At 61.3% G+C, this 12996-nt stretch carries 12 protein-coding genes and 1 tRNA gene; 10 read left to right on the top strand and 3 right to left on the bottom strand.

The window, feature by feature from the left end; genetic code table 11:
- The first annotated feature begins 35 nt into the window (after positions 1-35).
- The 3 genes from HCK86_RS13010 to moaB are packed head-to-tail and all read left to right on the top strand — an operon-like array spanning position 36 to position 3321.
- Positions 36-1871, top strand: a complete 1836-nt coding sequence (locus tag HCK86_RS13010; RefSeq protein WP_176084917.1) for a tetratricopeptide repeat protein — start codon at positions 36-38, stop codon at positions 1869-1871.
- Positions 1868-2776: a 4-(cytidine 5'-diphospho)-2-C-methyl-D-erythritol kinase gene (locus HCK86_RS13015; protein ID WP_176084918.1), complete on the top strand. Its 909-nt coding sequence runs from the start codon at positions 1868-1870 to the stop codon at positions 2774-2776. Before HCK86_RS13010 ends, HCK86_RS13015 begins: the two co-directional genes overlap by 4 nt.
- Positions 2773-3321 (top strand): molybdenum cofactor biosynthesis protein B, encoded by a 549-nt coding sequence (gene moaB / locus HCK86_RS13020; RefSeq protein WP_176084919.1) that lies wholly within the window; start codon positions 2773-2775, stop codon positions 3319-3321. The genes HCK86_RS13015 and moaB overlap by 4 nt, the downstream gene beginning before the upstream one ends.
- A 15-nt stretch (positions 3322-3336) precedes the next feature.
- Here the strand turns inward: moaB and HCK86_RS13025 are convergent, their stop codons facing one another.
- Positions 3337-3861 carry a glycosyltransferase gene (locus tag HCK86_RS13025; RefSeq protein WP_176084920.1) on the bottom strand — a complete coding sequence of 175 codons (525 nt, stop codon included), beginning with the start codon at positions 3859-3861 and terminating at the stop codon, positions 3337-3339.
- 131 nt (positions 3862-3992) lie between these two features.
- Between HCK86_RS13025 and HCK86_RS13030 the strand changes: the two genes are divergently transcribed.
- Positions 3993-5123 (top strand): PA0069 family radical SAM protein, encoded by a 1131-nt coding sequence (locus HCK86_RS13030; protein WP_246739609.1) that lies wholly within the window; start codon positions 3993-3995, stop codon positions 5121-5123.
- Between the two features lie 108 nt (positions 5124-5231).
- Positions 5232-5885 (top strand): ribonuclease HII, encoded by a 654-nt coding sequence (locus HCK86_RS13035; protein WP_176084922.1) that lies wholly within the window; start codon positions 5232-5234, stop codon positions 5883-5885.
- A gap of 74 nt (positions 5886-5959) precedes the next feature.
- Here the strand turns inward: HCK86_RS13035 and HCK86_RS13040 are convergent.
- Positions 5960-6036, bottom strand: a tRNA-Pro gene (locus HCK86_RS13040).
- A gap of 436 nt (positions 6037-6472) precedes the next feature.
- On the opposite strand from HCK86_RS13040, the gene dgcN reads away from it, so the two are divergent.
- The 3 genes from dgcN (at position 6473) to HCK86_RS13055 (ending at position 9696) form a co-directional block, all read left to right on the top strand.
- Complete coding sequence (gene dgcN, locus HCK86_RS13045; RefSeq protein WP_176084923.1) at positions 6473-7474, top strand: N-acetyltransferase DgcN; 1002 nt, start codon at positions 6473-6475, stop codon at positions 7472-7474.
- Positions 7471-8457, top strand: coding sequence for an N-acetyl-D-Glu racemase DgcA (gene dgcA / locus HCK86_RS13050; RefSeq protein ID WP_176084924.1), 987 nt, complete (start codon positions 7471-7473; stop codon positions 8455-8457). Before dgcN ends, dgcA begins: the two co-directional genes overlap by 4 nt.
- A 303-nt stretch (positions 8458-8760) precedes the next feature.
- On the top strand, positions 8761-9696 hold the full coding sequence (locus tag HCK86_RS13055; RefSeq protein WP_176084925.1) for a dihydrodipicolinate synthase family protein: 936 nt from the start codon (positions 8761-8763) through the stop codon (positions 9694-9696).
- A gap of 71 nt (positions 9697-9767) precedes the next feature.
- On the opposite strand, the gene HCK86_RS13060 is transcribed toward HCK86_RS13055, so the two are convergent.
- Positions 9768-10775: a hypothetical protein gene (locus HCK86_RS13060; RefSeq protein ID WP_176084926.1), complete on the bottom strand. Its 1008-nt coding sequence runs from the start codon at positions 10773-10775 to the stop codon at positions 9768-9770.
- Between the two features lie 441 nt (positions 10776-11216).
- Between HCK86_RS13060 and HCK86_RS13065 the strand changes: the two genes are divergently transcribed.
- Entirely contained in the window at positions 11217-11360 is a 144-nt protein-coding gene (locus HCK86_RS13065; protein WP_141147910.1) for a DUF1127 domain-containing protein, read from the top strand.
- 283 nt (positions 11361-11643) lie between these two features.
- Positions 11644-12993, top strand: coding sequence for a M20/M25/M40 family metallo-hydrolase (locus HCK86_RS13070; RefSeq protein WP_176084927.1), 1350 nt, complete (start codon positions 11644-11646; stop codon positions 12991-12993).
- Positions 12994-12996 lie beyond the last annotated feature (3 nt).

Here is a 12996-nt window from a genome sequence, read left to right on the forward strand (position 1 = left end):
GAAAGCCCCGAAAGCACCTGTGGAGAGAAAATTTGATGGATAGCAAGCGCCGTTTCAACATTGGCTCCAGACGGCTCCTGACGACCGCCGCGCTTGCCCTTGCGCTTGGCTGGCCCGCCATTGCCAGCGCGGATACGGCCCCGGTGACGCCCGCCGAGGCCATGTCGATGACGGCCAACAGCTTTGCCGGTGCGCTTTTGGCAGGGCAGATGGCCGCCGGCGACAATGACCTTGAAAACGCCATCGCATTCTTTCGCCGCGCCCTGCAATTCTCTCCGGACGATCCGGGCACCAACAGCCAGCTGTTTGTCGCCCTGATGTTTCGCGGTGACATCGAAGGGGCGACGGCACAAGCCTCCAATGTTGGCGGCAATATCCAGCTTGCGCCGCTCGTTTCCCTGGCGCGCGGCCTCGACAGCTTCAAGCGCGGCAAATATGACGAGGCGCTCAAGCAGCTCGGCACCTACAAGGACAGCGACATTGACCGGCTGGCCGCCAATCTCGTTTCCGCCTGGGCCATGGCTGGCAAGGGTGATGTCGATGGCGCGCTCGCCAGTCTCGACGGGCTCAAGGGACCCGACTGGTACAAGGTTTTCGCCAATTATACCGCCGGAGCCATTGCCGATCAGGCCGGCCTGACCGACAAGGCGCGCAGCTATTACAACAATGCGCTTTTCGATGAGGCCGGCGTGCGCGCCGCCCCCGATACATTGCTGAAGATCGTGACCGCCCTTGCCGCCATCGAACAGGCCGCCGGCAACACGCAGAAGGCGCTCGACGTCGTCTCGGTTGCTGAAGGTTACGGGCTCAACGACGCCGTACTGACACCGCTGCGCGACCAGATCAATAATGGCGTGACGATCGACGGCAAGGTCGCCTCGATCGAGGCCGGCGGCGCCAGCGCCTTCTTCATGCTGGGCGCGGCTCTCAATCAGGGCAGTGCTGACGATCTCGTTTCGCTCTATATCGCGCTTGCTGCAGCCCTTGACCCGAGTGATCCCGGCACCCTGTTCCTTCAGGGACAGCTGGCGGTCAACGCCAAGGATCCGGAACTGGCGCTGTCCTATTTCTCCCGCATCCCTGCAGATGCACCGCAATACCGCCTTGCCGAGCTGCAGAGCGGGCTGGCGCTTGCCGATACCGGAAAGGGTGATGAGGCCAAGGCCAAGCTTGAAGACCTGATCGCTGCTTCGCCGAGTGACCGGCGCGGCTATCTGGCGCTTTCGGCGATCTATTCCTCTGACAAGCAATATGAGGATATGGCGCGGGTGCTCGACAAGGCCGTCGAGGTCATCGGCCCTGTCCCTGCAACCGATGACTGGGGGATTTTCTACCGGCGCGGCATCGCCTATGAACGGCTGCACCAGTGGCACAAGGCAGAACCCAATTTTTTCAAGGCGCTTGACCTCTATCCCGATCAGCCCGAAGTGCTGAACTATCTCGGCTATTCCTGGATCGATCAGGGGATCAATCTCGACAAGGGCCTCGACATGATCAAGAAGGCCGTCGACAAGCGGCCGGACGATGGCTACATCGTCGATTCGCTTGGCTGGGCCTATTACCGCCTTGGCCGCTATGACGACGCGATGAGCGAGCTGGAACATGCCGTGGAGCTCGACAGTTCGGATCCGACGATCAACTACCATCTGGGCGATGCCTACTGGCGCAACGGGCGCAAGCTCGAAGCGATGTATCAGTGGAGCAAGGCGCTTTCCCTTGATCCCGAGCCTGACGATATTCCCGAGATCAAGGACCGGCTGGCCCATGGCCTGCCTGACCTGCCTGCAGCAGCGGACACAAAGAAGGCCGCCAATGCCGGGAGCACACAGAGCCCGGCAAGCGATGACCCGGCTCCGGCCACGGCCCAATGACGACGGCTGACGCCTTCGACCTTGCCGAGGACGCGCCGGCCAAGATCAATCTGGCGCTTCACGTCACCGGGCGAAGGCCGGATGGCTATCATCTCATCGACACGCTTGTGACCTTCGCCGATAAGGGCGACAAGCTGTTCTTCACCCGCGCCGATAACGACCGTTTCACGGTTTCGGGCCGTTTCGGCGAACGCATTCCCTCAGGCCCGGCGGCAGAAGCCGAAAATCTGGTGATCCGGGCCAGGTCCTGCATGCAGGACCTGGCTGCAGCAGAGGGCCGGACCGCAGCAGCCGTGCACATCCATCTTGAAAAGAACCTGCCGCCCGCCTCCGGCATCGGCGGCGGTTCGGCCGATGCAGCGGCAACATTGCGCGGTCTCAACCGGCTCTGGCAGCTCGACCTTACGCATGAGCGGCTGGCGCAGGCCGCCCTCGCGCTGGGTGCGGATTGCCCGATGTGCGTGACAAGCCGGCCGCTTCTGGCACGCGGCATCGGCGAGGATCTGACCACGCTTGCGCATTTCCCGGCGCTGAACATGGTGCTGGTCAACCCGCTATCGCCGGTTTCAACGCCCGCCGTCTTCGCCGCCCTGACCCATCGCGAGAACGCGCCCCTGCCCGCCATTCCTACTGCCGCCGGAGCTGAGAGGTGGCCGGCGCTGATTGCCGCCGGGCGCAACGATCTGGAAGTGCCGGCACTTGCCCTGCTGCCGGAGATCGGCGCCGTTTTGCAGGCGCTGGAGAAAACCGGGACAAAGCTTGCCCGGATGTCGGGATCGGGGGCGACCTGCTTCGGCCTTTATGAGGACGGCGCTGCCGCAGCAGAAGCGGCCGAACGGCTGGCGCACGCCTTTCCGGACTGGTTTGTGATGGCCACCAGAACGGGTTCGGGAGAACAACCATGAGCAAGACCGGCGAAGACCGCCCTTTCATTCCAGTGCGCTTTGCCGTGCTGACCGTTTCAGACAGCCGAACGCTTACGGACGACCGCTCCGGCGCCACCCTTGCCGGGCGCATTGTCGACGCCGGACATCTGCTGAGCGAAAGAGCGATCCTGCCCGATGACAGCCAGCAGATCCGCGAACTGGTTCTTCGCTGGACCGGGCGCGATGATATCGACGTGATCGTGACCACCGGCGGGACAGGCTTTACCGGACGTGACGTCACGCCGGAGGCCATCGAGCCGCTGTTCGACAAGCGAATGGATGGATTTTCGGCCATCTTCCACCGCATTTCTTTCGAGAAGATCGGCACATCGACCGTGCAGTCACGGGCAACGGCCGGACTGATCGGCACCACCTTCGTATTCGTGCTGCCAGGTTCGCCCGGTGCCTGCAAGGATGCCTGGGATGGCATTATCTGCGGGCAGTTCGACTATCGTCACCAGCCCTGCAATTTCGTTGAAATCATGCCCCGCCTTGACGAGCACCTGAAGCGGAAAAAGACCTGAGCCAGCGAGACAGCCTCACGCCCGCGCACGCTCGACCACCCAGGCCGGAATGATCTCACAGGACAGGCGTCTTGCGCTCATGCGTCCCGCAAGAGCAAAAGGCGACGAACCGCAATCTTCGGCTTTTTGCAGCGCAACCTTTTTCGGCATCAGCAGCCCCGTTTCAAGCGGGCATTTGCGGCGGAAAAGCGCGGTCAGCCATGAGCGCCGGTAACGGCTGGAATGGGTGAAGCGCGCCGGCCGGTCTTCCAGCGCCATATGCTCGGTCACCGTTTCAACCCAGCCGGTCAGCGGCCGCGCACCTGGTTCCACCAGCATCACCCAGTCGCCCCGCGCCGAGGTGATCACCGCTTTCAGATCCCAGTCACGGTGAAAACGGCATCCCGCCGCCTCCGCAACGATCTCGGTACCATCGGTGGAGCCGTGATCCAGCACGATGACATCGCTGACAAGCCCCTCGACAGCCCCTGTCACGAGGCTGGAAAGCGTGTGCGCCAGCGCCGGCTCCTGATTTTTGCATTCGATAATGACGGTCAGCATGTCTATTCTTATGCAGAGCTTGACGGAAATGTGAAGGGTTTCTTCACTATGTTCTTGCTTTGTTCCGGTCAATCCGCTATCAGAGTCTCACAAACGCTGCTTTGGAGGTTCCGATGAATGAAGTCGTGCGCATGATGGCAAGTCCTGATGCGGCTTTTGAGGCCGGTTCCCTCTCACCCGAAACCGGCCTGGAGCTGATTGACAGCGGCCGGCGCAAAGGGCGCGGCGCCACAGCGAACCCCGATGGCCGCTTCGAGGTGCTGAACCGGACCCATTTTGATGATGGCTGGGACCGCGATGACAAGCCAGCGCCGCTCAAGACCGACGTTCAGATCGAGAAATCCCGGACGGTCATTACCCGTAATACATCTCCGGATGTGCCGTTCGAACGCTCCATCAATCCTTATCGCGGCTGCGAACATGGCTGCATCTATTGCTTTGCCCGGCCGAGCCACGGCTTCATGGGGCTTTCGGCAGGCCTTGATTTCGAGACCCGGCTGTTCGCCAAGCCGGATGCGGCACGCCAGCTTGCCAATGAATTGTCGAAACCCGGCTATCGGGTGAAGACCATTGCCATCGGCACCAATACGGATCCCTATCAGCCGATCGAGAAGGAATGGCGGATCATGCGCCAGATCCTTGAGGTGCTCTCGGCCGCCAACCATCCGGTAACGATCACCACCAAGTCGGCGCTGGTACTGCGTGATCTCGACCTGTTGCAGACCATGGCCGAGAAGCGGCTGGTCAAGGTGATGATGTCGGTGACGACACTCGACCGCAAGCTTGCCCGGCTGATGGAGCCGCGAGCCGCAACGCCGCCGCGCCGGCTGGAAGTGATCCGTGCTCTGTCAGACGCCGGCATACCGGTCGGAATAGCGCTGGCGCCCGTAATCCCCGTGCTCAACGATCATGAGATCGAGCGCATTCTCGACAGTGGCAAGGCCGCCGGCGCCGTTGAGGCAAGCTATATTCTGCTGCGTCTGCCATTGGAGGTCGCCCCGTTGTTCAAGGACTGGCTGCTTGAGCACTACCCTGAACGGTTCCGTCACGTGATGAGCCTGATCCGCTCCATGCGCGGTGGCAAGGATTACGATGCCGAATTTGTCCGGCGGATGAAGGGCAGCGGACCTTATGCCTGGCAGATTGCCCGCCGCTTCGACATGACAGCCAAGCGGCTCGGCTTGATGAAACGCGGCATTGCGCTGCGCGACGACCTGTTTTGCCCGCCCAATCCAGGAGGGACCCAGCTTTCGCTGTTCTGACCCTTGCTTTCCGGCCGGAAGCCGCCCTTGTCTTTCCGGCCGATGAAGTCCCCTGCCGCCGCATTTTGGGGACTTGCAGGAGATCGGCTGGTTGTGTGAAATGGCGCCATGTCACCACGCAAACCAGCCGATTCTCCAACCCTTTTTGAAATCCCCGCCGGTGGGCCCGATCTTGCGCTTGAACGTCAGGCGCACAGACGCGGTTTCCGGCTGATTGCCGGCTGCGATGAAGCCGGACGCGGGCCGCTGGCCGGCCCGGTCGTGGCGGCGGCGGTGATACTGGATCCCGCCCATATTCCGCCGGGCCTCAATGATTCGAAAAAGCTGACAGCCCGAAGACGCGACATTCTGTTTGCCGAGATCATGACACATGCCACCGTTGCCATCGCCTCAAGCGGCCCCGAACTGATCGACCGGATCAATATTCTGCGTGCCAGCCTTGATGCCATGCGCCGCGCGGTCGAAGCCCTTGCCGTCACCCCGGATATGGTGCTGACCGATGGCCGCGACACGCCGCCGGATATCGAAATGCAGGCCAGCGCCGTGATCAAGGGCGATGCCCGCTCGCTTTCCATTGCCGCCGCTTCCATCGTCGCCAAGGTCGCACGCGACCGGATGATGGATCAGGCAGCTCGGGTTTTTCCGGTCTATGGCTTTGAAAAACATGCGGGTTACGGTACGGCGGCGCATCTTGACGCCATACGTCAACACGGCGCCTGCCCGCTGCATCGCATGAGTTTCCGACCGCTCAAAAGGGATTGAGCAGCGCGTTCCGGCCGCGCCGTGACCGCACACCACAACAGATGATGTAAAGGGGGAAAATTTCGGGAAAATGATGGTCGGAGTGGCGTGATTCGAACACGCGACCCCCTCGTCCCGAACGAGGTGCGCTACCAGACTGCGCTACACTCCGTGACCAGCGGCGCTTCTATAGACCAGCCCTTACGATGAGGCAAGCGGTCAGAGCGAATTTTCTGACACTTTTATGCATGAGGCTGCAGGATCGCGCAGCAAAGCCCCTCCGGGCGCCCAGGCAGCGCGACGGGAATTGCATATAATTGACAATTTTTCGGTGATTTCATTGCTAAGTGATGAAATGTTGGCCCAATCACCCGATTTATGCCGATTCCACGCATGATTCCACGACTGGATCACTTGACCACAGCCATGCTCTCGCGCTATGTCAACGCTCCAGAAGAGACTGCCTGACGCGCGCCCTTGCGAAACAGGTGCAAGGCACAGCATCGGCTTCGCATCTGGAAATCGCTGACATTCCGGCGCAAGATCGGTGTTTCAGGATTGCTCAGACTTCAAAGCTTCTCACGATTATCGGGTAACGGTGAACACGCATGATCAATACTCCCTATCTTCTGTTTCTGGGCGATGCGCCCGACCAGCTGGCGGCCAAGGTTGCCCAGGGCATCAAGGACTGGCGTCCCGAGTTTGCGGTCGGTCAGCTGAAGCTTGATGGCTGCAATGCCGATCTCGGCCTGCCGGATCTTTCGATTTCAGAGGCCGTTGAAAAGGGCGTCAAGACGCTCGTCATCGGCGTCGCCAATCGCGGCGGTATCATTTCGCCGGCCTGGAAGAGCGTTCTGCTCGAAGCGCTTGAAGCCGGTCTCGACATCGCCTCCGGCCTCCACAACCTGCTGCGCGATGAGGCTGACCTTGCCGCCAAGGCCAAGGAATGCGGCCGGGCGCTGCATGATGTTCGCGTTCCCTCCGTCAAGTACCCGATTGCCAACGGCAAGAAGCGGTCCGGAAAGCGCATGCTCGCCGTCGGTACGGATTGCTCCGTTGGCAAGATGTATACTGCACTCTGCGTTGAAAAGGCGCTGCTCGAAGCCGGTGCCAAGGCCAGCTTCCGTGCCACCGGCCAGACCGGTATCCTGATCACCGGCGAAGGTGTTCCGCTTGATGCCGTCATCGCCGATTTCATGGCCGGATCGGTGGAATATCTGACCCCGGAAAACGACGCCGATCACTGGGACCTGGTCGAAGGCCAGGGCAGCCTGTTCCATGCCTCCTATTCCGGCGTCACCATGGCGCTCGTCCACGGCAGCCAGCCGGATGCGCTGGTCCTCTGCCACGTGCCGAACCGCCCGCACATGCGCGGCCTGCCCGACTATCAGCTGCCGTCACTGGAAGATCTGCGCGACGTCGCGCTGAAGCTTGCCCGCGTGGTCAATCCGGCCTGCGAAGTTGTCGGCATTTCGCTCAACACCCATGGCATGTCGGATGAGGACGCCGCGAAAATCTGCGCCGAAACCGAAGCCCGCATGGGCCTGCCGACGGTTGATCCGTTCCGCCACGGCGCAAAGCGTCTTGCCGACGCGCTCCTTGCCCTATGAGCGGCGTAACGCTTCACGCGCGCGAAGATGTGTTTCCGGTTGCCGGAAGCTTCACCATCGCGCGCGGTTCCCGCACGGAAATCCGCGTCGTCACCGTCACACTGGATGATGGAACGCATCGCGGCCATGGCGAATCAGTCCCCTATGCGCGCTACAACGAAACCGTCGATGGCGTGATTGCCGACATCATGGCGCTGGAAGGCGCCATCGCCGCCGGCATGGACCGGATTGCCCTGCAGACGCGGCTGCCGGGCGGCGCGGCGCGCAATGCGCTTGACTGCGCCTTCTGGGACCTCGAAGCAAAGCGGACGGGCAAGCCAGTCTGGCAGCTCGCCGGGCTTGATGCTCCGGCGCCGCTGATGACGGCCTACACGATCTCGCTTGGAACGCCGGAAAAAATGCGCAGTCAGGCTGCCGAAAACGCTCACCGGCCGCTTTTGAAGGTCAAGCTGGGCGCGGATGGCGATCTGGAACGGATCGAGGCCGTGCGCGCCGGTGCCCCCAATGCCGATATCATCGTCGATGCCAATGAGGGCTGGTCGGTCGAGGCCTATCGGGCACTCGCCCCGACACTGGTTCGCCTTGGCGTCAAGCTGGTCGAGCAGCCACTGCCGGCTGGCAAGGATGAGGCGCTGAAAGATATCGCCCGCCCGCTCCCGGTCTGCGCCGATGAAAGCTGCCATGACCGGAAATCGCTGGCTGATCTTATCGGCAAATATGACGCGATCAACATCAAGATCGACAAGACCGGCGGCCTCACGGAGGCGCTTGCGCTCAAGGCCGAAGCCGAGAAGGCGGGCTTTCAGATCATGACCGGCTGCATGCTCGGCACCTCGCTTGCCATGGCGCCCGCCATGCTGGTGGGGCAAAACACCGCCTTTGTCGATCTCGATGGACCGCTGTTGATCGCGGCCGATCGGGAACATCCGATCCGCTTTGAAGGTTCGAAAATGTATCTGCCCGAGCCCGCTCTCTGGGGCTGAGCTGAACACGGCCATTGCAGAGCGCTTTCGCGGTTCTCCGGAGCCAGACAGTGCTCTGCCTTTTGTCTTTTGGCGTTCCGGCCTGCAAACCGGCATCGCCCTTTCCTTAAAAAAATGCTCGACGATCATGCCGGCCGCCCTCAGCGCCGGCATTTTCTGTGTGTCCTGTCCGGTGCGGACGCGCCTGCCAGGCAAGCTCAAAATCTCTGTATTTTTTTTGTCGACAATTCGTCGGCTGACTGTTAATGACGAAGAAAGTGAAGAAAAGCCCGCCTTTTCGGGCCTTAAGACGACGGGACAATCATGAGCAATTCAGTTTTCAAGGGATGCATGCCGGCGCTGATGACGCCTTGCCATGCCGATCGCACGCCGGATTTCGATGCACTTGCCGAAAAGGGCAAGGAACTTATCGCCCTTGGCATGTCCGCCGTTGTCTATTGCGGTTCGATGGGCGACTGGCCGCTGCTGACGGATGAAGAACGCCAACAGGGCGTTGAAGCGCTCGTCAAGGCTGGCGTTCCGGTGATTGTCGGCACGGGTGCCGTCAACACAAAGTCGGCTGCCAGTCACGCAGCTCACGCCGCCAGGGTCGGCGCCAAAGGTCTGATGCTGATCCCGCGCGTTTTGTCGCGCGGTTCCTCGCTCAGCGCCCAGAAGGCCCATTTTTCCGCGCTTCTCGAGGCCGCCAATGGCCTGCCGGCGGTGATCTATAACAGCCCCTATTACGGATTTGCCACGCGCGCAGACCTTTTCTTCGATCTGCGCGCCCAATATGCCAATCTCGTCGGCTTCAAGGAATTCGGCGGCAAGGCAGACATGACCTATGCGGCGGAAAACATCACCACCGGGGATGATTCGCTGAGCCTGATGATCGGCGTCGATACCGGTGTGTTCCACGGTTTCGTCAATTGCGGTGCCGTCGGCGCCATTACCGGCATCGGCAATGCCCTGCCGAAGGAAGTGCTGCACCTCGTGGCTCTGTGCGAAAAGGCCGCCACCGGCGATGCCGCCGCCCGCCGCGATGCCCGCGAACTGGAAGATGCACTGATGGTGCTGTCGACCTATGACGAAGGTCCCGACCTCGTGCTTCACTACAAGTATCTGATGGTACTGAATGGTGACGCCAGATATGCGCTGCATTTCAACGCGACGGACGAACTGAACCCGGCGCAGCGCCGCCACATCGAGAACCAGTACGCCCTGTTTAGGGCCTGGTATGCCTCGCGCTATCCAGCCTGACATTGACCGGCAGACCCCGCGCTGCGGTACGGGGTCTGTTCTTGCCGGGAAACCGGGCCCACCGCCAGCTTTCAGGCCGGCTGTTTCGACGGCCCTCCCTCGGGCAAAGCCGCGCCCTGTTCGGCAAGGATGAAATCGCGTTTGCCCCTGAGCTCGGCCAGTTCCTCGAGCACGGTATTGATACCGAGCGCACGCTCATCGAGATTCCGCTCCAGAAGCACATCAAGCGCATCCGCGGTCTCGTCATCATGCACGCCGACTGCCGCCAGTTGCTTGGCACGCCCGAATTCCTTCTGCCCCATCACTCTCTCATACAGTTCCTCCGCTTCTGCCTCGCGCTTTCTGTCCTCGTCGACAAGCTGTTTCAGCTTTTTCTCAAGAGCGGCAATCCTTGCATTGGCGACGGGCAGAAAGGCCGCCCGCTCTTTCAGCGCCTGCTGCGCTTTCTGCTTTGCCTGACGCGCTCTGGCGCGACGGCTGCGCCCCATTCCTGCCTCAGCGCACTTCTGCTCCGGCGCGGTTCCTGATCCGGCAGACAGCTGATCGAAAGCATCTTTGGCAACGGCCATCTTCTCTTCCATCGTGGGCTTGTCCTGCGCGATGTTCGCCGCCGGTGATGACGGGCCGGTCGGCAACGATAGCAACGTCGCCTGCTGGGCCGTCAGCATGGCCTGACGCTCAGCGCTGAGTTTGGCGAATTCTGCCGATCTGTCGCAGACAGTCTGAAACTGCCTTCCGAGCTCTGATGCCAGTCCGAAGATCACCCGCCCGGCCTCTTCCAGATTTCGCCCGCCTGACGGCGCCTCAGCCTGGGCACTGCTGTGCAAGGCGGGCTGTGCCGCCGTGGAGAGTTGGCGTGCCGCATTCCGGCCGAGATCGGAAATCGCAGAGCAGATCCCCGCGATCACATCGGTGAGGCTGTCCAGCTTGGCTTCTACCTGCCCGAGCCTTTCCGCCCGTTTGGCCGCGTGCAGCGGCGCCGGCGCGCTTGATGCCCTGCGCCCGGACGGCGCGCTCGCCGGAACCATCTGCGTCTGCGGGACCGGCTTCGATCCGGCCGCGATCTGCTGTGTCTGCATCGGCGGTTCTCCCTGGTCCGATTACAAGCCAAGCATAGATAATCCTGAGCGATAGCATATTCGCTTCTACCGATAACCGGGCAGCCGCGCTTCGGGATGGGACCGAGCGTCAGCGCCCGACCGGACGCGGCGCTGCCACGATCACGCAACCCGAATTCTGCAGTGCATCAGCGGTGGCGGCCATAGGCCTCTGCGCATGTCAGGGACGACATCCCGATGCCGGAACAGCGCGGGAAACCCCTTCTCAGACATCAATCAGAACGATTGCTGCGAATTTGAGCAGTGGATTTCGCGCATTTTCGCGAGCCTTGCGCTCAGCGCATGGCCGCTTTGTGGCAAGCCTACTGCCTCGAAGGATCGAAGCCAGCTATATCACGTTCAACAGAGATTGATGAGCGCCGACGAAGACAAGCGCCGCTCAAAACAAGAGAGACCAAGACGATGGGCATGGCACGTTCTTTCAACAACTGGGTAAAGTACCGGCAGACCGTCAGCGAGCTCGACCGCATGTCAACCCGCGAGCTGAGCGACCTCGGCATCAACCGCGAAGACATCCGCCGCGTCGCCCGCAAGGCCTCCTTCTAAGAATTTTTCCTGGCCTTTCCGGCCGGAAAAAAAGCTTCGACACGGCGCACTCCTCCTCCCAGCGCCGTTTCGATCCGGTTGACGGTACTCCTCCTCCCAATCGTCAACCGAACCCAATGACGCCCACCGGATCCTCCTCCCCCGGTGGGCGTTATTTTTTTGCCCGCATGGCTGTCGCCGCATCGCAGCGCCCTGTCGGGGACACGCCGAAATCAGCGCTTTGACAGGCGGTCCGAGGCGTCTATGGTTGTGCCAGACTCACAATAGATGATCACGGTCCGCCATGAATCCGAATGAAAAATCCCCTCTCACTGCCGCCTATTTTGATTTCCTCAGCCGCTGCAAGACGGAAGTCGAGGTCTGCGACTTCATCCATGACGAAGCGCTAAAGCAAGGTTTCGCTGACGCAGCCTCACCTCATGACGGCGGCCGGCTGAAGATTTCGCTGAGGCTGAACAAGCGCTGCGGCATTCTTCTGTCGATCGGTGATTTTGCAAGCATCGACAAGGGACTGAAACTTCTCGCGACCCATGTCGACAGTCCGCGCCTTGACCTGAAACCGGCCCCCGCGCAAGAAAAGTTCGGCGTTGGCACGCTGCAGACCCGCTATTATGGCGGTGTCAAATATTATCACTGGGTCGGGATGCCGCTGGAACTGCATGGCCGCGGCCAGCGTGCCGATGGCAGCACATTCTCGGTGCGCATCGGCCGCGGTGCCGACGAACCGGTCTTTACCATTTCCGATCTCGCCCCCCATCTCGGCCATCAGCCGGAGGGCGGAGCAAAGAACAGCACGGCCATCACAGCAGAGCACCTCAACCTGATCTCCGGCCTGCGTGGCAGTGACGGCGAGACCGGCCGTCCGGCCAAGGTATTCGAGAAGCTGCTGCAGGCGCTCGATCTCAAACCGGAAGATTTTGTCACCGGCGAATTCGAGGCCGTGCCTGCCGTGGCGCCGCGCTATATCGGCTTCGGCGGCGACCTCATCGGCGCCTATGGCCATGACAACCGCTCCTGCACCTTTGCAGCGCTGCAGGCGATGTTTGCGGCGGATGATCCGAACGGCAATTACGGTTTTGTCTTCACCGATCGCGAGGAAGTCGGCTCGCAGGGCATTCACGGCGCCGATTCGAATATGCTCGAACGGTTCCTCTTCGAAGTGTTCGAGAAATTCGGCGACAGCAATTATTTCCGCCTGCGCCGGACGATTTCCAACACTGTCATGGTCAGCGGTGACGTCAATGTCGCCTGCGATCCGACTTGGTCCGGGCCAACCGATGAGAACAATAGCGGCCATCTTGGCAAGGGTGTCTGCATTGCCAAATATACCGGCGCCCGTGGCAAGCGCGGCGCCAGCGAAGCGGATTCATCGCTCGTCGGCCAGATGCGCAATATCATGATCCGCGAGGGCATTGCCTGGCAGCCCGGCGAGCTCGGCAAGGTCGATTTTGGTGGCGGCGGCACGGTCGCCATGCATTTCACCCGTCAGGGCGTTCAGGTCTTCGACATGGGCCCGCCGGTTCTCGGCATGCATTCACCCTTTGAGATCCTCTCCACCGAAGATCTGAAAACCACCCGCGACGCCTATGCCGCATTCCTGAAGAGCTTTGTGATCGAAAATCCGATCGCCTGAGCG

The sequence above is a fragment of the Martelella sp. HB161492 genome, assembly GCF_013184775.1.
Classification (GTDB): domain Bacteria; phylum Pseudomonadota; class Alphaproteobacteria; order Rhizobiales; family Rhizobiaceae; genus Martelella.

Coding starts and splice junctions, on each gene's coding strand:
- HCK86_RS13065 (WP_141147910.1), top strand. CDS start 11,217: ATGGGCATGGCACGTTCTTTCAACAACTGGGTAAAGTACCGGCAGACC.
- HCK86_RS13060 (WP_176084926.1), bottom strand. CDS start 10,775: ATGCAGACACAGCAGATCGCGGCCGGATCGAAGCCGGTCCCGCAGACG.
- HCK86_RS13055 (WP_176084925.1), top strand. CDS start 8,761: ATGAGCAATTCAGTTTTCAAGGGATGCATGCCGGCGCTGATGACGCCT.
- HCK86_RS13070 (WP_176084927.1), top strand. CDS start 11,644: ATGAATCCGAATGAAAAATCCCCTCTCACTGCCGCCTATTTTGATTTC.
- dgcN (WP_176084923.1), top strand. CDS start 6,473: ATGATCAATACTCCCTATCTTCTGTTTCTGGGCGATGCGCCCGACCAG.
- dgcA (WP_176084924.1), top strand. CDS start 7,471: ATGAGCGGCGTAACGCTTCACGCGCGCGAAGATGTGTTTCCGGTTGCC.
- HCK86_RS13025 (WP_176084920.1), bottom strand. CDS start 3,861: ATGCTGACCGTCATTATCGAATGCAAAAATCAGGAGCCGGCGCTGGCG.
- HCK86_RS13015 (WP_176084918.1), top strand. CDS start 1,868: ATGACGACGGCTGACGCCTTCGACCTTGCCGAGGACGCGCCGGCCAAG.
- HCK86_RS13035 (WP_176084922.1), top strand. CDS start 5,232: ATGTCACCACGCAAACCAGCCGATTCTCCAACCCTTTTTGAAATCCCC.
- HCK86_RS13030 (WP_246739609.1), top strand. CDS start 3,993: ATGATGGCAAGTCCTGATGCGGCTTTTGAGGCCGGTTCCCTCTCACCC.
- HCK86_RS13010 (WP_176084917.1), top strand. CDS start 36: ATGGATAGCAAGCGCCGTTTCAACATTGGCTCCAGACGGCTCCTGACG.
- moaB (WP_176084919.1), top strand. CDS start 2,773: ATGAGCAAGACCGGCGAAGACCGCCCTTTCATTCCAGTGCGCTTTGCC.